This is a genomic window from Bradyrhizobium elkanii USDA 76 (assembly GCF_023278185.1).
Classification (GTDB): Bacteria; Pseudomonadota; Alphaproteobacteria; order Rhizobiales; family Xanthobacteraceae; genus Bradyrhizobium; species Bradyrhizobium elkanii.
The window spans coordinates 4,641,300-4,661,155 of sequence record NZ_CP066356.1 but is presented as its reverse complement, the minus strand read 5'-3'; the positions used below and the strand labels follow the sequence as shown (position 1 = coordinate 4,661,155).

Genomic DNA, 19,856 nt, shown 5'->3' with positions numbered 1-19,856 from the left:
ACACTGCCAATCCCGTCACCCCCGCGCAAAGGCGAAGCCTTTGTCGCTGGAGGAGCCGCGTAGCGGCGTCTCGAAGGATGAACGGCCACCAGCCGGGCCGTCGATCCTTCGAGGCGGCCGCGTTGCGGCCTCCTCAGGATGACGGTGTGAGAGCTCGTTGTGAAATGGGCGGCCCTAACACCCCGCCGCGATGGCCAGGAAGTCCGACGCCTTCAGGCTGGCGCCGCCGACCAGCGCGCCGTTGACATTGGCGACCGCCATCAGCTCGGCCGCGTTCGACGGCTTGACCGAGCCGCCGTACAGGATCCTGATCCTGTTTCCCTCGCCCTTGAAGCGATCGGTGAGCTGACCTCGGATAAACCTGTGAACTTCCTCGACATCCTTGGCCGTCGGGGTCAGGCCGGTGCCGATCGCCCAGACCGGCTCATAGGCCACCACCAGGTTGGCCGCGGTCGAGCCATCGGGCAGCGAGCCCGCAAGCTGGGTGCCGCAGACATCGAGCGTCTTGCCGGCGTCGCGCTGCTCGCGCGTCTCGCCGATGCAGACGATCGCGGTCAGGTGGGCGCGCCAGGCGGCCTCCGCCTTCTGCCGAATCAAGGCGTCGGTCTCGCCGTGGTCGGCGCGCCGCTCGGAATGGCCGACGATGATCGCGACCGCGCCGAGATCCTTGAACATCTCCGCCGAGAGATCGCCGGTGTGGGCACCCGATGCCTTCGGATGGCAATCCTGGGCGCCGACCGCGACCTTCGAGCCGCGCGCCTTGTCGGCAAAGGCCCCGACCAGCGTCGCCGGCGGACAGACCAGGAGATCGGCCTTTCCGGCGACATCGCCGGCGCCCGCCAGCATCGCGTCGAACTCGACAAAAGAGGATTTCAGGCCGTTCATTTTCCAGTTGCCGGCGATCAGCGGCCGGATGGCGTCGGTCATGTCGGATGTCCCATCGTTCAAGCGTGTCCCTGCGCTACCAGAGCCGGGCGGCGACTTCCAGAGCGCGGCTTCGCGCACACCGTGCGACGCTTCCGCCCGCGCGGCCAAGGTTGCGGGGGCGCTTCGGCCACTTTATGATGGGTTTTCAACCCGGTGACGCCCTGCTGCGGGACAAAAGCCTCGACTTTCGGCTCCCCATTGGGCACGACCCGGTTCCCCTCCTGTAAAACAAGTTGGACCCATGCTTCGAGGAATGCGGAAAGCCTCATCAAACTGGCTCGGCAAGACGATTATGGCCGTGGTGATGGGCGTTTTGATCGTCAGTTTCGGAATTTGGGGCATTGCCGACATTTTCAAGGGGTTTGGCCAGTCGACCTTCGCCAAGGTGGGCGGGACCGAGATTTCGGCCGAGCAGTTCCGCCAGATCTATACCGACCGCCTGCAGCAGCTTGGCCGCCAGTTCGGCCGTCCGCTGACGCCGGACCAGGCGCGCGCCTTCGGCATCGACCGCCAGGTGCTGCAGCAGACGCTTGCGGAAGCCGCGCTGGACGAGGAAGCGCGCCGCATGGGCCTCAACGTGTCCGACGCCGAGGTGCTGCGCGCGATCTACAACGATCCGAACTTCAAGGGCCTCAACAACCAGTTCGACCCGCAGCGTTTCCAGGCCGTGATCCGCAACTATGGCTATACCGAGGGCCGCTACATCGCCGAGCAGCGCCGCGTTGGCCTCAGGCGGCAGATCGCCGGCACCATCTCGTCCGGGATCGAGCCGCCGAAATCGCTGGTCGAGGCGCTGACCCGGTTCCAGAACGAGCAGCGTTCGATCGACTACATCACGCTCGGCGCTGCGCAGGCCGGCACCATCGATCCGCCCTCGCCCGAGGCGCTCGCCGCCTATTTCGAGGACCACAAGGCCCAGTTCCGCGCGCCCGAATACCGCAAGATCTCCTTCGTCGCCATCACGCCCGAGGAGATCGGCAAGTGGGAAACGGTGTCGGACGAGGACGCCAGGAAGATCTTCGAGGAGCGCAAGGACCGGCTCAGCACGCCGGAGAAGCGCGAGGTCTCGCAGATCGTGTTTCCGGACGCCGGCGAGGCGCAGGCCGCGCGCGGCCGGATCGCGTCGGGCACGTCGTTCGACGACATCGCCAAGGAGCGCAATCTCAATCTGGCCGACGTCAATCTCGGTCTGGTCGCAAAGTCGGCGATCCTCGATCCGGCCGTCGCCGATGCCGCCTTCTCCCTGCCCGCCGGCGACGTCAGCCAGCCGGTGCAGGGCCGCTTCGGCGTCGCGCTGGTCAAGGTCGGCAAGGTCGAGCCCGGCGCGACCCCGAGCTATGAAAGCCTCGCCCAGCAGGTGAAGAACGAGATCGCCTCCGAGCGCGCCCGCACCAAGGTCGCCGAGCTGCGCGACAAGATGGAAGACGAGCGCGGCGGCGGCGCCAGCGTCGTCGAAGCCGCACAGAAGCTGAAGCTGACCCCCATCACCATCGACGCGGTCGATCGCTCCGGGCGGCTGCCGAACGGCCAGGTCGCGACCAACATCCCGCGCGGTCTCGACGTGGTGTCGCAGGCCTTCAACAGCGACGTCGGCGTCGACAACGACCCGATCCAGTTCAACGGCGGCTATGTCTGGTACGACGTGCTCGGCATCACGCCGTCGCGCGAGCGCAGCCTCGACGAGGTTCGCGACCAGGTCGAGGCCAAATGGCGCGAAGACCAGGCCTCCACCAAGCTGCGCGCCAAGGCGACCGAGATCGTCCAGAAGCTCGACAGCGGCGCCAAGCTCGCCGACGAAGCCGCCGCTGTCGGCGTCAAGGTCGAAACCGCGGCGAATTTCAACCGCGAGGCCTCGCTGCCTGCCGTCCCGGCCGGCGTGATTGCAGCCGCATTCCGGGCCGCCAAGGACGGCGACGGACAGACCTCGGTCGCCGGCGGCAGCCAGTGGGTGGTCTTCCGCGTCACCAACGTGACGGTGCCGCCGGTGGACTTCGCGTCAGACGCGGCCAAGCAGCTCACCGAGGCGCTGCGGCGGTCGCTCAGCGACGAGCAGGTCGCGCAATATGTCACGAAGATCGAGTCCGATATCGGTGTGACCATCAACCAGGCAGCCTTCGCACAGGTGACAGGCGCAAATAATTGAGCATGATCGGGACAGCCCGACGACGCGCTGCGCGGCGATCAAGCTCCAACAACAGACCCTGAGCCAGCGAATGGACGACCTGAAATCGATCATCGGAAAAGTCGCCACCGGCGCCACGCTGACGCGTGAAGAGGCGGCGTCCGCCTTCGACAGCATGATGTCCGGCGAAGCCACGCCCTCGCAGATGGGCGGGCTATTGATGGCGCTGCGGGTGCGCGGCGAGACCGTCGAGGAGATCACTGGCGCCGTCACCGCGATGCGCGGCAAGATGCTGCCGGTCACGGCGCCGGCGGAGGCCGTCGACATCGTCGGCACCGGCGGCGACGGCTCCGGCTCGGTCAACGTCTCGACCTGCGCGGCATTCATCGTGGCCGGCGCCGGCGTGCCCGTGGCGAAGCACGGCAACCGCGCATTGTCGTCGCGCTCGGGCGCCGCCGACGTGCTGGCCTCGCTCGGCGTCAAGCTCGATTTGACGCCCGAACAAGTCGGGCGCTGCGTCAAGGAAGCCGGCATCGGCTTCATGTTCGCGCCCGCGCATCATCCGGCGATGAAGAATGTCGGTCCGACCCGGGTCGAGCTCGCCACCCGCACCATCTTCAACCTGCTCGGGCCGCTGTCGAACCCGGCCGGCGTCAAGCGGCAGATGGTCGGCGTATTCTCGCGGCAATGGGTGCAGCCGCTGGCGCAGGTGCTGAAGAACCTCGGCTCCGACAGGGTCTGGGTCGTGCATGGCTCCGATGGCCTCGACGAGATCACCCTCACCGGCCCGACCTTCGTTGCGACGCTCGAGAACGGCGAGATCAGGACATCGGAGGTGACGCCCGAGGACGCCGGCCTTGGCCGCGTCGGCGGCGAGGCGCTGAAGGGCGGTGACGCCGATGCCAATGCGATCGCACTCTCCAGCGTGCTGCAGGGCAAGCCGAGCGCCTATCGCGACGTCGCCCTGCTCAACGCCGCCGCCGCGCTGATCGTGGCCGGCCGCGCCAAGGACCTCAAGGAAGGCGTCGCGATCGGCACGCAGTCGCTCGACAGCGGCGCTGCCGCGGCGCGGCTGAAGCATCTGGTCGCGGTTTCGAACGGTTGAGCATGATCCGAAAAAGTGGGAACCGGTTTTTCGAATCAGATCATGCGCAAGCAAGGCGTTAAGCGATGTCCGACATCCTGACCAAGATCGAGGCCTACAAGCGCGAGGAGATCGCCGCCGCGAAGCGCGCCCATCCGCTCGCCGAGGTCGAGGCGCAGGCCAGATCAGCCTCGGCCCCGCGCGGCTTCGTCCGCGCCCTCAAGGACAAGCATGCGCGCGGCGACTACGCGCTGATCGCGGAAGTGAAGAAGGCCTCGCCTTCGAAAGGCTTGATCCGGGCCGATTTCGATCCGCCCGTGCTCGCCAAAGCCTATGAGGCCGGCGGCGCGGCCTGCCTGTCGGTGCTGACCGATGCGCCCTCGTTCCAGGGCCATCTCGACTTCATGGTCGCGGCCCGCGCGGCGACCAGCCTGCCGGTGCTGCGCAAAGATTTCATGTTCGACACCTACCAGGTGGCGGAAGCGCGCGCCCATGGCGCCGACTGCATCCTGATCATCATGGCCGCGCTCGACGACGCGGCGGCCCGGGAGATCGAGGACGCCGCGCTCGGCTACGGCATGGACGTGCTGGTCGAGATCCATGATCGCGCCGAGCTTGACCGTGCCTTGAAACTTCGCTCGCCGATGATCGGCGTCAACAACCGCAATCTGCGCACCTTCGAGACCACGCTGGCGACCAGCGAGGCGCTGGCGCCGCTGATCCCACGCGACCGCCTGATGGTCGGCGAGAGCGGCATCTTCACGCCTGACGATCTCGCCCGGCTCGAACGGGTCGGGATGTCGACCTTCCTGGTCGGTGAAAGTCTGATGCGGCAGCAGGACGTCACCGCGGCGACCCGCGCCTTGCTGACGCGGCAGGCCGCCCCGCGCGCCACCGCAACGCGCTGACGCAATGGCGCGGAACAGCAAGGGCAAGACCAAAGCCGAGCCGTCCGGCTCGGGCACCGCCCTCACCCACATCGACGCCAAGGGCGACGCGCGCATGGTCGACGTCTCGGCCAAGCCCGCCACCGAACGGACCGCCGTTGCCGAAGGCCGCGTCCTGATGAGCAAGGCAACGCTGGCGCTGATCGAAACCGGCCAGGCCAAGAAGGGCGACGTGCTGGCGACGGCGCGGATCGCCGGCATCATGGCGGCGAAGCGGACCTCGGAATTGATCCCGCTCTGCCATCCACTGGCGCTGACCAAGGTCACGATCGACATCACACCCGACCGCAAGCTGCCCGGCTGCATCGTCCGCGCCAGCGTCAAAGTGACGGGGCCGACCGGCGTCGAAATGGAGGCGCTGACCGCGGTCTCGGTCGCATGCCTGACGATCTACGACATGGTCAAGGCGGTCGATCGCGGCATCCGCATCGAGGGCATCCACCTCGTCGAGAAGATCGGTGGCAAGTCCGGGCACTACCGCGCCGGCGCGTGATTGCGACCGATGCGCAAGCGACGGCCTGCCGCGAATCCCGCAAGATTTCGTTAACCAATCTCGCTAACCCGCGCTCCATTTCGATTGGATACGACTTTCGCGGGCCGGGGGTGCACGAAACCTACTTCCGGGTGAAGCACCTGGAAGCGATTGCGGCACATGAATCCAAACGGCAGCGCCTCGTTCAACATCACCTCGGTGATCGGCAGCGGTCCGATCCGCTGGCTGATCCTCGGCGGCGCCGTGCTGATGGCCGCGATCGCGATCGGCGCCACGCTGATGGCGGAGAATTTCCGCGATCGCGCCCTGCACAACAGCGAGCGTGAGCTCGAGAACACCGTGCTGCTGCTGGCGCGGCATTTCGACCAGCAGCTCGACGATCTCGAAGTCGTCCAGCGCGACCTGATCGCGTTCATGCGCGACAATGCAATCGCGACGCCGGAGAATTACAGGCGCCGGATGTCGGCCGCCGACATCCATGCGATGCTCAAATCCAAGATGGACGCGCTGTCCAATGTCGGCAGCCTCAACGTGTTCGACGCCGACGGCGTTCTGATCAACAGCTCGGGCGCCTGGCCGCTGCCGCAGGCCAGCATTGCCGACCGCCCCTACTTCCAGATCTTCAAGTCGAGCCCCTATTCGCCCGACATGCAGGTCGCGCCGGTGGTCAGCCGCATCACCGGAAACTGGACCACCGTTATCGTCCGCAAGGTGACCGGTCCGCACGGCGAATTCCTCGGCGTGGTCGGCCGCGGCATCGAGCCGGCGGCCTTCGAGAAGTTCTTCTCCACCGTGGCGCTCGGCGACGGCGCCGCGATCTCGATGCATCACCGCGACGGCACGCTGCTGGCGCGCTATCCCCATGTCGAGGAGCTGATCGGGAGGAATTTCCGCAACGGTCCGGTCAATCAGCAGCAGGTGTTCGAGCTGCCGCAAAGCACGACGCGGCTCGCCAGCCCGGTCGACGGCAAGGACCGCCTGGTGTCGTCGCGGGCGCTGACCAAATTCCCGATCGTCGTCGTCGCGACGAGCACCACGGAGGCGGCGCTCGCCAACTGGCGCGAGCAGATCGGCATCCTGATCGCGGTGACCAGCATCTCGGTGCTGGCGATCGCGATCCTGCTGACGCTGGTGGTGCGCAAGCTGGTGCAGCAACATCGCGCCCAGCAGCAGCGCCTGACGCTGGAGAAGCTGCGGCTCGACACTGCCGTCAACAACATGACGCAGGGGCTGTTGCTGTTCGATGCCGCGCAGCGCCTGGTGATCTGCAACAGGCGCTATATCGAGATGTACGGGTTGTCGGCCGACATCATCAAGCCCGGCTGCAGCTTCCGCGACGTCATCGTGCATCGTCACCGGACCGGCTCGTTCCAGGGCGACGTCGAGCGCTACGTCAATCTCGTGCTGCGCGACGTCGGCATCCGCAACACCATGGTGATCACGACGCCCGACGGGCGCTCGATCCAGGTCGTCAACGAGCCGCTGGCCGACGGCGGCTGGCTTGCGACCCACGAGGACGTCACCGAGCGCCGCCGCGCCGAGGAGCGCATCACGCATCTTGCCCACTACGATGCGCTCACCGACCTGCCGAACCGCGCGCTGTTCCACGAGGAGATCAGGCGCGAGCTGCCGCATGTCGCGCCCGACAGCCAGCTTGCGGTGCTCTATATCGACATCGACGAATTCAAGGGCGTCAACGACTCGCTCGGCCACATGGTCGGCGACGAGCTTCTCAAGTCCGTGGCGCGGACGCTGAGCGGCGTGATCGGCGAAGGCGATTTCGTCGCCCGCCTCGGCGGCGACGAGTTCGCGATCGTGCAGACCGGGGTGAAGAGCGAGGCCGAGGTCACCGACCTCGTCGCGCGCATCTACGAGGTGATCCGCGCGCCCTATCAATGCCTCGGCCACCAGGTCACGACCGACGCCAGCATCGGCATCGCGCTGGCGCCGAAGGACGGCACCGATCTCGACCAGATCATGAAGAACGCCGATCTTGCGATGTATGCGGCGAAGTCGGCCGGCCGGCGCGTCTTCCGCTTGTTCGAGCCGGCGATGGATGCCGACGCCCGCGCCCGCCGCGAGCTCGAGATGGAGCTGCGGCAGACGATCGCCGCCGGCAGCGGGCTCGAAGTGCATTACCAGCCCTGCGTCGACCTGCGCAGCAACGAGATCACGGGCTGCGAGGCGCTGGTGCGCTGGCGTCATCCACAGCGCGGCATGATCTCGCCGGCCGAATTCGTGCCGATTGCGGAAGAGACCGGCCTGATCAACCAGCTCGGCGAATGGGTGCTGATGACGGCCTGCAAGGAAGCCGTGAACTGGCCCGACCAGGTCAGGCTGGCCGTCAACGTCTCGCCGGTGCAGTTCCGCAGCGGCACGCTGGCGCTCAAGGTGATCGCGGCGCTTGCATCGTCGGGGCTGTCAGCGAGCCGGCTCGAGCTCGAGATCACCGAGGCGGTGCTGATCCGCGACGACGAGACGGCGCTGGCCGCGCTGCACCAGCTGCGCGCCATCGGCATCAGGATCGCGCTCGACGATTTCGGCACCGGCTATTCGTCGCTGAGCTACCTGAAGCGATTCCCGTTCGACAAGATCAAGATCGACCGCTGCTTCGTCACCGACATCGCCGATCCGCAAGGCTCGGCCGGCATCGTCGAGGCCGTCGTCAACATCGCCGCCGAGCGCAGCATGACGACGACGGCGGAAGGCGTCGAGACCGCGCAGCAGCAGCAATTGCTGCGCGAGCTCGGCTGCTCGGAAATGCAGGGCTATCTGTTCAGCCCGCCAAAGCCCGCCGCCCAGATCCGCGAGCTGCTGGCCGGGCACCGCCGCGGCCCCGCTGCGGGCGCGAGCACCATGCGCCGGCGCAAACCCGTCGCCGGCGCGGCATAAGGCTGCTCGGAAGTCGAGAACCCGAGGGGCGTCTGCACGATTTCGGAATATTGGAAGAATACCCTGAAATTGCCCGACATGTCAAATTGCCCGGTCGAGCGCCAGCCACCACCGGCTCCTTTGCATGGGGTTGTTTTCGATATTTTGGCAGCGCGCCCCGGCGACGGTAGCCGCGTAGCCCGGATGGAGCGCAGCGCAATCCGGGGACCTTGCAACGCGCAAAGCGCTCCCGGATTTCGCGGAGCCTGTCATCGGGCGCGCGTTCGCGCGACCCGTTGGCTCCATCCGGGCTACATGTGTCAGGTCCTAGTTCGGTACCGGCCGCTTCTGCGCGGCCTTGGTGTCGGCGTTCTTGGCGTCGGCGTTGACGGTGACGCCGCGCAGCTGGTTGAACGCCGCGGCCAGCGCCTTGTCGTTCTTCTCGTCCGGCGGGACGTAGGATTGCGAGCCGGTCTGCTCGGCGCCCTCGGCGGAAAGATGGCCGCGCATCGAGGCCTCGCCCTTGATCTCCGAGCGGGTCTTGAACTCGTCGGGCACGTCCTGCAGCACCTCGATGTCGGGCTTGATGCCGAGTGCCTGGATCGAATGGCCCGACGGCGTGAAATAGCGCGCCGTGGTCAGCGCCAGCGCGCCATTGCCGGTGCCGAGCGGAATGATGGTCTGCACCGAGCCCTTGCCGAACGAGCGGGTGCCGATCAGCGTCGCGCGCTTATGGTCGTGCAGCGCGCCGGCGACGATCTCGGAGGCCGAGGCCGAGCCGCCGTTGATCAAGACGACGAGCGGCTTGCCCTTGGTCATGTCGCCGCCATGCGCGGTGAAGCGCTGGGTTTCCTCGGGATTGCGGCCGCGGGTCGAGACCACCTCGCCGCGCTGCATCAGGGTCGCGGTCACCGAGACCGCCTGGTCGAGCAGGCCGCCGGGATTGTTGCGGAGGTCGACGACGTAGCCGGCGAGCTTGTCCTGCGGGACCTGCTTCTGGACATCGCCGATCGCCTTGCGCAGACCTTCGGTGGTCTGCTCGTTGAACGAGGTGATCCTGATATAGCCGATGTCGCCGCCCTCGACGTGATACTTCACCGGACGGACGCGGATGATCTCGCGCGTAATCGAGACCTCGATCGGCTTGTCGGCGTCCTTGCGGACGATCTTCAACCGGATCGAGCTGTTGGGCGCGCCCTTCATCTTGTTGACGGCCTGATCGAGCGTCATGCCCTGGATCTGGTCGTCGTCGATCGAGGTGATCACGTCGCCCGACATGATGCCGGCGCGCGAGGCCGGCGTGTCGTCGATCGGCGCCACCACCTTGACGAAGCCGTCCTCCATCGTGACCTCGATGCCGAGCCCGCCGAACTCGCCATGCGTGGTCTCCTGCATCTCCGCCCAGCCCTTCTCGTTCATGTAGCGGGAGTGCGGATCGAGCGAGGAGATCATGCCGTTGATCGCGCCCTCGACGAGCTTGGAGTCCTCGGGCTTCTCGACGTAGTCGGTCTTGACCTTCTCGAACACCTCGCCGAACAGATTGAGCTGCGAATAGGTGTTGCTGCTGTCGGAATGCGCGGCGGCGTTGGCGACGGCGAACAGATGCGCGCCCTGCGGCGAGGCCACCAGCAGGGTGAGACACGCGCCCGCGACCGTCCCGAGCAAGAAGCCAACATGTTTGCGCATTATCCGTGATCCCTTCGCTAACGGCCGGCAACGTTTCGCAACATTCGGCCCCACCCCGACGCGGGGCACCACACAACGGCTTTTTGGTCGGATCAAGGCCGCGCTGTCACCGGACCATTACGGTCCTGTCACGGTGCCCGGATCGGCCTCTTGTCAGCCCCCTGTCAGCCTTTCGTCGGCCTTTGGCCCAGTCTCCCGCAACCCGTTCTGCCAGGTCGACGGCTGGGTGCCGAATCCGCGCTTGGCCCGCGTGCCCAGCCAATAGCCGAACTGCGGAGGAACATTGCGGAACGGCCCCTCGACGCCGAGCTTGAGCGCGGCGTCCATCGGCCAGTTCGGGTTATTGAGGATTTCCCGGCCGACCGCGATCAAATCTGCTTGTTTATCACGCAGGATTTGCTCGGCCTGGTCCCCGTGGATGATCAGGCCGACCGCCATGGTCATGATATCGGCATGGGCGCGGACATATTCCGCGAGCGGCACCTGATAGTTGTATTTGATCTCCTTGCCCAGGATCGGCGCCATCTCGCTGATTCCGCCCGATGAGCAGTCGATCACGTCGACGCCCTCGGCTTTCAGGATCCTGGCGAGCCGCGCGCTCTGCTCCGAGCCCCAGCCGGCATTGTCCTCGACCGACAGCCGCACGAACAGCGGCTTGTGATCCGGCCAGTGCACCCGCACCGCCTCGGTGACCTCGATCAGGAAGCGCATCCGGTTGGCTTCCGAGCCGCCATATTCATCGTTGCGCTGGTTGGAGCGCCCGGAGAGGAATTCGTGCACGAGATAGCCATGGGCGCCGTGCAGTTCCAGCACCTCGAACCCTGCCTGATGGGCGCGCCGTGCCGCCTGCCCCCAGGCCTCGACGAGGTCCTTCACCTCATGCGTGTCCAGCGCGCGCGGCACCGGCCAGCGCTCGCTATGGGCGATCGCGCTCGGCGCCACCGGCGTCCAGGCATCCCAATCCTCGATCTCGGCGGTGCGTTCGAGCGGACGGTCGCCCTCCCAAGGCCGGCTCGCACGCGCCTTGCGGCCGGAATGGCCGAGCTGGATGCCGGCGACCGCGCTCTGCTGCTTGATGAAGCCGACGAGGCGGCTGAGCGGCGCGATGAACTTGTCGTCCCAGATGCCGAGATCGCCGATCGTGCCGCAGCCGCGCCGCTCGACCTTGGTCGATTCGACGATCACGAGACCGGCGCCGCCGGCGGCGAACTTGCCGGCATTCATCAGGTGCCAGTCGGTCGGAAAGCCCTTCTCGGCGGAATACTGGTGCATCGGCGGCACCACGATGCGGTTCTTCAGCGTGACGCCGCGGATGGTCATTGGCGAAAACAGCAGCTTGTCGGACATCGCTTCCTCATTATGCGTCGTTACCCGGCGTGCGGGACCGATCTTGTGTTTGGCGCGGACGATATACGCAGCGCGCGACGCCCGATAGAGGCGCGCCGGCGGCCGCAATTGGCCGCTCGAACGGATCGCGCCACGGCGGTGCCGTAGCGGGCCGCGGCAGGTTCGCCATGCCTGTTCCCTTGCGGCGATTTTTCACGCGCATAGGAAATGATGATCGCGATGCGTGTTGTCCCCGCAACCCAGAGGAGGGACACTCATGAGGACCCGCACAATCGCACTGCTCATCGCCGGTGCCATGGCAACCGGCCCGATCCTGGCGCAACACGCGGTTGCCCAGAACCTGCAAAACGAGGCCGACAAGGGCGCCAAGACCCGCAACTCCGGTGAATCCGGTTACGTCGGCGATCAGGACAGGCCCGGCGCGGCCGCAACGCCTCCGGGACGCCCCGATACGGCCGCCGGTTCCCCAGATGCCACGACGTCTCCAAGCGCCCAGAGTTCCGGAACCGGCATCGCCGGCGCGCCGGGCAACAAGAGCGGGCCGCCCGCCAAGCAAGGCACGGTCGGTTCGAACTCGCAGAACCTGCACGTCCAGGAACAGGATCCGTCGAACATCAAGGGACAGCCCGGCAACAAGAGCGGCCCACCCGCAAAGCGCTAGGCAGCGCGCCATGCTGATCAGGCGGCGGTAACCGATCCTATTGAGCGGCCTTGCGGCTCGCGGAGAGGTCGGTCGGGCAATTTGCTCCGCATTCAATCGACTTCTTCTGGTCGGCAACGCGCCATACCAGCAACGCGACCAGGACTATGATGGTGACGGTGAGCTTGGCCAATGCGTCGTGGTTCAATGTCGGCTCCGCAGAATAATCGGCATAACGAAAAAGATCAGCTGCAAGCGGAAATGTGACCCCGGCACCCTCTCGGGCCGAAGGCCGAATGCTGGGGCGTCCACCGGGCCCGCATTCGATTCGGGCCTGATGACGTCATGATGGTACGGTCCCGGCGCGGTCTGCAAGCTTCTCAGTCTGCATGGCAGCATGGCGCCGCCGGCCGCAGCCGGTTGGAACATTGTCATCAGCGTGCGGTTCAGAAACTGTCCTCTGATTCATTGCCCCAGAGGCACACACCACCTCCTGCGGCCCCAGCCGTCACGCTGGGGCCGTAAATCATAGGAGGTGCCCGCGGACTGCTGTTGGTCTCCCAGGACCACAATCGCGCCGGCGCGCCCGCAAATGACGTACGTAGCCTATACAGGCCAGATCGCGGTCAGAGCTTCGCGAGCCTCGCTGCGCCCGCCGCGATCGCCTCGTTGAAGCTGGTGTCCCAGAATTTTCCAACCTCCGCGCGCGCGTCGAGCACGCCGAGCTTGAGGAAGGTGTCGGCGACCTTCTGGTGCGTCTCCGGCACGTCAGGCGTCACCCCGGCGAGCGCGAAGTCGTCGCTGCGACGGGCGAACTGGTCGAGGATGTCCTGCAACGGCAGATGCGTCTCCGCCACCTGCGCGGCCGCATACACCGGAAAATTCTTGTTGGCGAACGCATAAGCGCGCTGGATCCGCAGCAGCAGATCGCTCACGGCCGCGTGACGCAGCGGATCGTCGACGGCCTTCGGATTGGCGTAGATCGGGAAATTCCCCGAGAGATAGCCGGCGCCGGTCTTGAGCAGCCGCGCGCCCTGCTTGGCGATCGCGAGCTGCCCGTTATAACCGTAGATCGCCCAGGCATCGAGCTTGCCGGAGGCGAAGGCCGAATAGCCGTCGGACGGCGTCAGATTGATGGCCTCGATATCGCCAAACGCAAGGCCGGCTTCCTCGAGTTGCTTGGCGAGGAAATAATGCGCCGTGGTCGCGCGCACATAGCCGACGCGCTTTCCCTTGAGATCGGCGATCGAATGGATCGGCGCGTCTTTCGCCGCCACCGTGACCTGGATGTTGAGATCCTCATGGGTGACGGCGACGAAGCGCACCTTGGCATTCTGGCGCGCCGCGAACATCGCCGGAATCTCGCTGCCCGAACCGATGTCGAGCGCGTCCCCGTTCAAGGCCTCGATGTGGAGCACACCGTTGTTGAGCTCCTTCCACTCGATCCTGTACGGCGTCTTGTCCTCGCCCGCGGCCTGCAACAGCTGGCGCCAGCCGCCCTTGTAGTAGGCAACGCGCAATGTAACGCCGCCGAGATCGGTGCCGCCCCCCGCTCCGGTTTCCGCGCGCGCACCGCCGGTGATCAGACTTCCGGCAAGCACGCCGAGCGCAGAACGTCGCGAAAGCGAAAATGGCGTAGTCACCGGCTTGAGCTCCTGAACAACAGTCACAACTGCTGCGAGCTTAAGAGAAAACCGCCCGATGTATATGAGACGCTATTTCGTTTTTCGCCATGCGCGCGAAAAGCCGTTCCATGGATTGATGGCTGGACGCGGCGATCTGTTTTCCGCCACCCTGTCGGCCAATTGTAGCTCGGATCAGCGAGCGCGACATCCGGGGTCCCGCCATCGATTCAAGCTGGACCTTACCCGCATGTCGCTTTGCTCATGCGGGCTACTTTCTGCTACTTCGCAACCTCGTATACATCGGGATCGAAGCTCGAGCTCGGATTGGCGAAAGCGTGGCGCAGCGCCGGCGACATCGGCACGTTGTAATTGATACCTTTCGGCGGGGTCGGCGCTTCCAGCCATTTCCTGTACATGACCTCGATCTCGGGGCTCTTGTAGAGTTCCGCCGTGGCGCGGTCGGCGAGCGCCTTGAACGGGGTGTCCTCCCTGCGCAGCATGATGCCGAACGGCTCTGCCTTCGAGAACGCCTCCTCGCTGATCATGTAGAACGAAGGCTGCTTCGACCGCGCGATCGCAACGGCAAGCTGGACGTCGTCGAGCGCGTAGGCCTCGGCGCGATCGGTCTCCAGCATCAGGAACGCCTCGGCCTGGTCCTTGGCCGGGAGAACGTTGATGCCGAGCTTGCGTTCGGTGTTGACCTTGATGAGCTGCGTGAGGTTCACCGAGCCCGCAACGGCGGTGACCGACTTGCCCTTGAGATCGTCGATCGTGTTGATCCCAGCGGATTTCTTGGCGGCAAAGCGTGTCGCGCTGAGGAAGTGCGTGTTGGTGAAGGTCACCTGCTTCTGGCGGTCCGCGCTGTTGGTGGTCGCCGAGCAATGCAGATCGATCGTGCCGTTGACCATCAGCGGAATGCGGTTCGACGAGGTCACCGGGAGGTAGTCGACGGCGATGTCAGATACGCCGAGCTCCTTCTTCACGGCATCAACGATCTTCAGGCAGATGTCGAGCGCAAAGCCGATCGGCCGCTGATTGTCGTCGAGATAGCTGAAGGGAACGGAAGCCTCCTGAAAGCCGAGCGTGACCTTCTTCGCCTCCTTGATCTTCTGCAGCGTGCCCGACAGCTCTTCGGCCGTCGCGGGGCTTGCGGCGAGCGTGAGAGCGAAGAGGATGGCGGGCAAACGCATCGGCGGCTCCTGTGCGGTGATCAGACGGCGGTGATAGCGCACGCATGAGCCCGGAGCCAGATGACGCTGTGTCTAGCAGCTATCGCACTTTGCTATGGTCCGCCTGCCAAAGTTGCGGCCGTGGCTGCGGCGCATCACTAGCGCTGCGCCGCCCCCTCGAGCAGGCGGTCGCCGACTAGGCGGACCGCGCCACGGGTCCAGGAATAATCGGCTCCCATCCGCAGGCCGCTGTCGCCGCGCGAGACGACCGCGCCGCTGCGGGCGTCGCGCAGCTGGAAGCCGATCGTGTATTCGGTCCGGCTGACCCGCCTGATCACGCCGATCAGCGATTGATCGGCGCCGAGCTGTTGCGCAATCGCGGCTTCGCAGCCGTCGCAGTCACGCAGCGCACGCGCCTTGACGGGCTCCGCGGTCGCGCCGCCGGTATCGACCAGGCGGTAGCGGCCCGACTGCGCAAGCCGGTCACGCACGCCCTTGGTGACATCGGCGAGGTAGGCTGCATCGGCGTCGGCAAGGCCGGACGACGGCGCCGCGGACGTGTCCTCGAGCTCGAATGCGAACACCGCAAGCCCGATCGGCGCCGCAGCGGCGGTCTGCCCCGGCGGCAGCACGGCCGCGAGGACGCCGCGCACCTCGCGCGACACGAACATCCGCGCATGGTCCCATGCCTCATCAGTGTCGCCGCGAAACGTGTAGAGCTTCTCGTAGAGCACCTGGTTCGCTTCGACATCGATGACCGCCACCTTGGCCCACTGCACCAGCGTACTCATCTTCTGCACGCCGCCGACCACCTTGATCCGGGCCTCGCCTGCGGGCGCCGCCGATGACACCAGGCGATAGCGCGGCTCCGCGGCGACGTCGGCGCGCAGCGCGCGCATGAACGCATCGAGCCGCCTCTGATGCGCGGCGGTCTGGTCGATCACCTCGCCTGACGTATCAACATAGCCGAAATCGTGGATGCTGACGCCAAGCGGGGATGCCGTCGCCCTGCCGGCTTCGGCGCGCAGCGGACAAGATCCGGCCAGCAGGCCGATCAAGGCAACAGAGAGCAGAACGAGACGGGACTGACGCATGATTGGGGCCTTTCAGCTGCTGGCGCGGGCGGGTCGGTCGCATCCTGGGCCAACTGGCCTCCGCGCCGCAGCGGAGTGCCTCCCGCCCGGTGCCGGGAAAATTTCACGACGATGGTCCGCGCCGACAGCGGCGCTTCTCGGCGCCTCCGTTCTGCCGTTTAATGTGCGCGACGGCCCTGCCCGCGACCGCGCACTGAGGCTCGTCTGCGATCTCTGAGGATACGCCAATGTGGATTTGGTCCGGAAGCGATCTGAAACTGCGGCTGACGTTGCGCGTGGCGATCGTCTCGACGCTCTGCTTTGCCGTCATCTCCGGCTATTTCCTGGTCGAGGCCGACCGCTCGGTGCGCGGGCGGATCGCGGCCGTTGCCGATGTCGCCGCCAAGACGCTGGAGCTGCAGCAGAGCAAGATCCAATGGTTGAACAATGCGCGTTCCGACTTTCCCGATCTCGACAGCGTTGCCGCTACGGTCATGACGCCGGGACTGTGCATCGCCTTTCGCAGCAATAGCGGCGAGATCAGCCAACGCTTCTGCGGCGGCGCGCAAGCCGATCAGGCCGCGCCGCCGCTGGCCTTCGCGGCGCTCTATCGCCGCCTGTTCGATCCCGGCCGCGAGACTGTACGGCAGGTGGTTTCGCGCGGCAACGCCGTCGGCGAGGCTGTGGCCTGGATCGATCCGGCGGTGCCGACCGCCGAGGCCTGGCACGATGCCGGCCGGCTGATGGCGGTGTTCATGATCGCGCTGCCGCTGCTCTGCGCCCTGGTCTATGCGGCGCTGGCGCGCGCGCTGCGTCCGACGCGGCAGATCCGCGACGGGCTCGAACGGATCGCCGCAGGCGACCTCGCCGCGCGCCTGCCGCCGTTCGATCTCGCCGAACTGTCGGCGATCGGCGACGTCTTCAACCAGCTCGCCGAGCGCCTCGCTGCCGCGCTCTCCGACCGCAACGCGCTGACGCAGAAACTGATCCTGGTGCAGGACGAGGAACGCCGGCACCTCGCGCGCGAGCTGCATGACGAATTCGGGCAGTCGCTGGCCGCCATCCGTGCGCTCGCCGCCTCGGCGCGCCAGACCGCGGCCGCGGATTGCCCGCCTTTGCTCGCCGAATGCGACGGCATCGCGCGGACCGCGACCGGCATGATGGAGACGCTGCGCGGCGCCCTCTTCCGGCTCCGCCCGCCCGATGTCGACGAACTCGGACTTGCGGCCAGCCTCGAAGGCCTGGTCGCTAGCTGGAACGGCCGCAGCCGGGGACAGCCGCGGTTCGAGATCACCATATCGGGATCGTTCGAGCGCCTTGCCGCCTCCGTCGGCGCCAACCTCTACCGCATCGTGCAGGAGGCGCTCACCAACGCCGCCAAGCATGCCGGCGCCACGCGCGTGATGCTGCGGCTTGAGATGCGCGAGGCGGCGCCCGGCGGCGGGGACAGCGCGATCGTGCTCGCGATCGACGATGACGGCCAGCCCGGCGATCTACAAGGCGATCCCCAGCTCAAGTCCGGCCTCGGCCTGCTCGGCATGCGCGAACGGGTCGCCGCGCTGGGCGGGCGGCTCAGCTTCGAGACCGGACAGCCCAGCGGCTCATCGCTCCGCGTCATCGTTCCCGTCGCGGCCAGCCGAGAGGCCGCACCGGTGGAGCGCGCGGCATGAGCCATGCGGCGCGAACCATCATGCTGGTTGACGACCACGCCGTCGTTCGGGAGGGCTACCGGGCGATGCTGCAGAAGCAGCCGGACCTCTGCGTCGTCGCCGAAGCCTCCGACGGCGTCGAGGCCTACCGCCTCTACAAGGAGACCGGGCCCGACCTCGTCATCATGGACCTGTCGATGCCCGGCATCGGCGGCATCGAGGCCATCCGCCGCCTCCGGCAGTGGGACAGGCGCGCAAAAATCCTGGTGTTCACCATGCACCAGAACGCGGCCTTTGCCGTGCAGGCGATCCGCGCCGGCGCGAGCGGCTATGTCACCAAGACCAGCCCGCCGGAGACGCTGGTGCACGCCGTGATGGATGCGCTGTCGGGCAAGATCGCGATCAGCCCGGATATCGACCACGAGCTCGCGCTCAGCCACCTTGCCGGCGAGAGGAAGGCTGCCGACCTCCTGACCGCGCGGGAATTCGAGGTGCTGCGGATGCTGCTCGCGGAGAACACCACCGAGGAGATCGCCGAGGCGCTGCACCTCAGCCCCAAGACGGTCGCGAACCTGCATTCCCTGATCAAGGACAAGCTCGGCGTCGGCACCGATATCGAGTTGGTCCGCCTCGCGCTGCGGCAAGGCATCCTGACGCAGCTCGATCTCGGCGAACGCTGAGCCCGCGGCGGCGGCAGCGACCAACTCTTGCGAGCGCGCCGGGGATTGGATAACCTTCTGCTCGCGATGAGCTCCGCAGGCTCATTCGCCCCTCGCGCGACTGGCGAGCTTACGTGGAATTGACCACGGTGAAGCGCGAAGGGTTCTAGCGCCGTTCGCCTGGGCACCCGTTCAGCTGATGATCCAGCGTCTTAGGGAGCCCGGACCATGCCGTCATTCCGCAATGAACTCCACCTCAACGATTCGGAAGTTGCCCTTGCGCTCGAGGGCGAAGAGCGCCGCCAGCAAGACGGCGTCGAGCTGATTCCGTCGGAAAATTACACCTATCCCGAGGTTCTCGAGCTGCTCGGGTCGGTGTTCACCAACAAGTATTCCGAGGGCTATCCGGGGCGCCGCTATTACGGCGGCCAGGAATTTACCGACCAGATAGAGAACCTTGCCCGACAGCGAGCTTGCGCGCTGTTCCGCGCCGAACATGCCAACGTTCAGCCTCTGTCCGGGTCGCCAATGAACCAGGCCGTGTATCTCGGCCTGCTGCAGCCCGGCGATACGATATTGGCGATGGACCTGTCACACGGCGGCCATCTCACCCATGGCGCGCCCGTGTCGCACATGGGGCGGCTCTTCAACTTCGCCCGCTACAAGACGCAGCCGTCAAACGGCGGCGCCATCGATTTCGATGGGCTCCGCGCCATGGCCCGGCACGTCCGTCCGAAGCTGGTGCTGTGCGGCTACAGCTCCTATCCGCGCGATCTGGATTATGCGTCCTTCAAGAGTATCGCCGATGAGGTGGGTGCACTGACCATGGCCGACGTCAGCCATTACGGCGGCCTGATCGCCGGCAACGCCTTGCGCAATCCGCTCGATGCGGGCTTCGACGTGATGACGACGACATCGCACAAGACGCTTCGCGGACCGCGCGGCGGCATCGTTCTTTGTCGCCGGGAGTTCGCCGGCAAGATCGACGCGTCGGTGTTCCCGGGATTGCAGGGAGGTCCGCACATGAACGTTGTGGCCGGAACCGCGGTCACGCTGAAGAAGGCATCGACATCCGATTTTCAGGCCTATGCAGGGCTGGTCATCCGTAACGCGAAGGTCCTGGCCGAAGCGTTGATGGAACGCGGCATGACCTTGATCACCGGCGGAACCGACAATCACATGATGGTCGTGGATACGGTGGCCAGCGTCGGCCTGGACGGCGGCGCGGCCGAGAACATCCTCGACGCCGTCGGGATCACCGCAAACAAGCAGATCATTCCCGACGATCCGCGTCCGCCGCTCAAGCCGAGCGGCATTCGCCTCGGGACGCCGGCGGCGACCACGCGCGGCATGGGCGAGCCCGAAATGCGCCTCATCGCCGAGCTCATTGCGGGATCCCTCCGGTCGAAGGGAGATGCAGCGGTCGTCAAGCGACTGAGGTCGAACAGCGTCGAGATGTGCCGCGCTTTCCCCGTTCCGGGGATCGCACCGCCCTCATAGGCGGCCAAGCCGCGTTCCTGTTCCGCGTTCGTCGCGTCGCTCGTCCGGGTGTGCAGTCTGCATG

General features: G+C 66.3%; 15 protein-coding genes, 1 pseudogene and 1 riboswitch. Of the genes and pseudogenes, 9 read left to right on the top strand and 7 right to left on the bottom strand.

What is annotated here, in order from left to right:
* Positions 1 to 174: 174 nt before the first annotated feature.
* Entirely contained in the window at positions 175 to 927 is a 753-nt protein-coding gene (tpiA, locus tag JEY66_RS22610) for a triose-phosphate isomerase (protein ID WP_016841386.1), read from the bottom strand.
* Between the two features lie 241 nt (positions 928 to 1,168).
* Here tpiA and JEY66_RS22605 point away from each other — a divergent pair, with 241 nt between their 5' ends.
* The 5 genes from JEY66_RS22605 (at position 1,169) to JEY66_RS22585 (ending at position 8,465) form a co-directional block, all read left to right on the top strand.
* Positions 1,169 to 3,070, top strand: a complete 1,902-nt coding sequence (locus JEY66_RS22605; RefSeq protein ID WP_026192806.1) for a peptidylprolyl isomerase — start codon at positions 1,169 to 1,171, stop codon at positions 3,068 to 3,070.
* Positions 3,071 to 3,140: 70 nt separating this feature from the next.
* Positions 3,141 to 4,154, top strand: a complete 1,014-nt coding sequence (trpD, locus tag JEY66_RS22600) for an anthranilate phosphoribosyltransferase (protein ID WP_016841388.1) — start codon at positions 3,141 to 3,143, stop codon at positions 4,152 to 4,154.
* 65 nt (positions 4,155 to 4,219) lie between these two features.
* Complete coding sequence (gene trpC, locus JEY66_RS22595; RefSeq protein WP_018271824.1) at positions 4,220 to 5,041, top strand: indole-3-glycerol phosphate synthase TrpC; 822 nt, start codon at positions 4,220 to 4,222, stop codon at positions 5,039 to 5,041.
* Between the two features lie 4 nt (positions 5,042 to 5,045).
* Positions 5,046 to 5,573: a cyclic pyranopterin monophosphate synthase MoaC gene (gene moaC / locus JEY66_RS22590; RefSeq protein ID WP_016841390.1), complete on the top strand. Its 528-nt coding sequence runs from the start codon at positions 5,046 to 5,048 to the stop codon at positions 5,571 to 5,573.
* Positions 5,574 to 5,732: 159 nt separating this feature from the next.
* A complete protein-coding gene (locus tag JEY66_RS22585) occupies positions 5,733 to 8,465 on the top strand; it encodes a bifunctional diguanylate cyclase/phosphodiesterase (protein ID WP_018271825.1) in 2,733 nt (910 codons plus the stop codon).
* 306 nt (positions 8,466 to 8,771) lie between these two features.
* Here JEY66_RS22585 and JEY66_RS22580 read toward each other — a convergent pair whose 3' ends face one another.
* Entirely contained in the window at positions 8,772 to 10,130 is a 1,359-nt protein-coding gene (locus JEY66_RS22580; protein WP_018271826.1) for a S41 family peptidase, read from the bottom strand.
* Between the two features lie 153 nt (positions 10,131 to 10,283).
* Entirely contained in the window at positions 10,284 to 11,477 is a 1,194-nt protein-coding gene (locus JEY66_RS22575; RefSeq protein WP_050999533.1) for an NADH:flavin oxidoreductase/NADH oxidase, read from the bottom strand.
* Positions 11,478 to 11,952: 475 nt separating this feature from the next.
* On the opposite strand from JEY66_RS22575, the pseudogene JEY66_RS22570 reads away from it, so the two are divergent.
* Positions 11,953 to 12,138: pseudogene (locus JEY66_RS22570) on the top strand (hypothetical protein); the annotation flags it as partial.
* Positions 12,139 to 12,175: 37 nt separating this feature from the next.
* Here the strand turns inward: JEY66_RS22570 and JEY66_RS22565 are convergent.
* The 4 genes from JEY66_RS22565 to JEY66_RS22550 all read right to left on the bottom strand — a co-directional run bounded on the left by JEY66_RS22565 (position 12,176) and on the right by JEY66_RS22550 (position 16,005).
* Complete coding sequence (locus JEY66_RS22565) at positions 12,176 to 12,325, bottom strand: hypothetical protein (RefSeq protein WP_018271828.1); 150 nt, start codon at positions 12,323 to 12,325, stop codon at positions 12,176 to 12,178.
* A 418-nt stretch (positions 12,326 to 12,743) separates the two neighbouring features.
* Entirely contained in the window at positions 12,744 to 13,760 is a 1,017-nt protein-coding gene (locus tag JEY66_RS22560; protein WP_240537230.1) for an ABC transporter substrate-binding protein, read from the bottom strand.
* Positions 13,761 to 14,020: 260 nt separating this feature from the next.
* Positions 14,021 to 14,932, bottom strand: coding sequence for an amino acid ABC transporter substrate-binding protein (locus tag JEY66_RS22555; protein WP_026192807.1), 912 nt, complete (start codon positions 14,930 to 14,932; stop codon positions 14,021 to 14,023).
* A gap of 137 nt (positions 14,933 to 15,069) precedes the next feature.
* A complete protein-coding gene (locus JEY66_RS22550; protein ID WP_026192808.1) occupies positions 15,070 to 16,005 on the bottom strand; it encodes a DUF3280 domain-containing protein in 936 nt (311 codons plus the stop codon).
* A 227-nt stretch (positions 16,006 to 16,232) separates the two neighbouring features.
* Between JEY66_RS22550 and JEY66_RS22545 the strand changes: the two genes are divergently transcribed.
* From JEY66_RS22545 to JEY66_RS22535, 3 genes are all read left to right on the top strand, one after another.
* Positions 16,233 to 17,654: a sensor histidine kinase gene (locus tag JEY66_RS22545; protein WP_016843806.1), complete on the top strand. Its 1,422-nt coding sequence runs from the start codon at positions 16,233 to 16,235 to the stop codon at positions 17,652 to 17,654.
* Positions 17,651 to 18,313, top strand: coding sequence for a response regulator transcription factor (locus JEY66_RS22540; RefSeq protein ID WP_016843805.1), 663 nt, complete (start codon positions 17,651 to 17,653; stop codon positions 18,311 to 18,313). The genes JEY66_RS22545 and JEY66_RS22540 overlap by 4 nt, the downstream gene beginning before the upstream one ends.
* Positions 18,314 to 18,399: 86 nt before the next feature.
* Positions 18,400 to 18,485, top strand: a riboswitch (ZMP/ZTP riboswitch).
* 35 nt (positions 18,486 to 18,520) lie between these two features.
* Complete coding sequence (locus JEY66_RS22535) at positions 18,521 to 19,792, top strand: serine hydroxymethyltransferase (RefSeq protein WP_016843804.1); 1,272 nt, start codon at positions 18,521 to 18,523, stop codon at positions 19,790 to 19,792.
* The last annotated feature ends 64 nt before the right edge of the window (positions 19,793 to 19,856 follow it).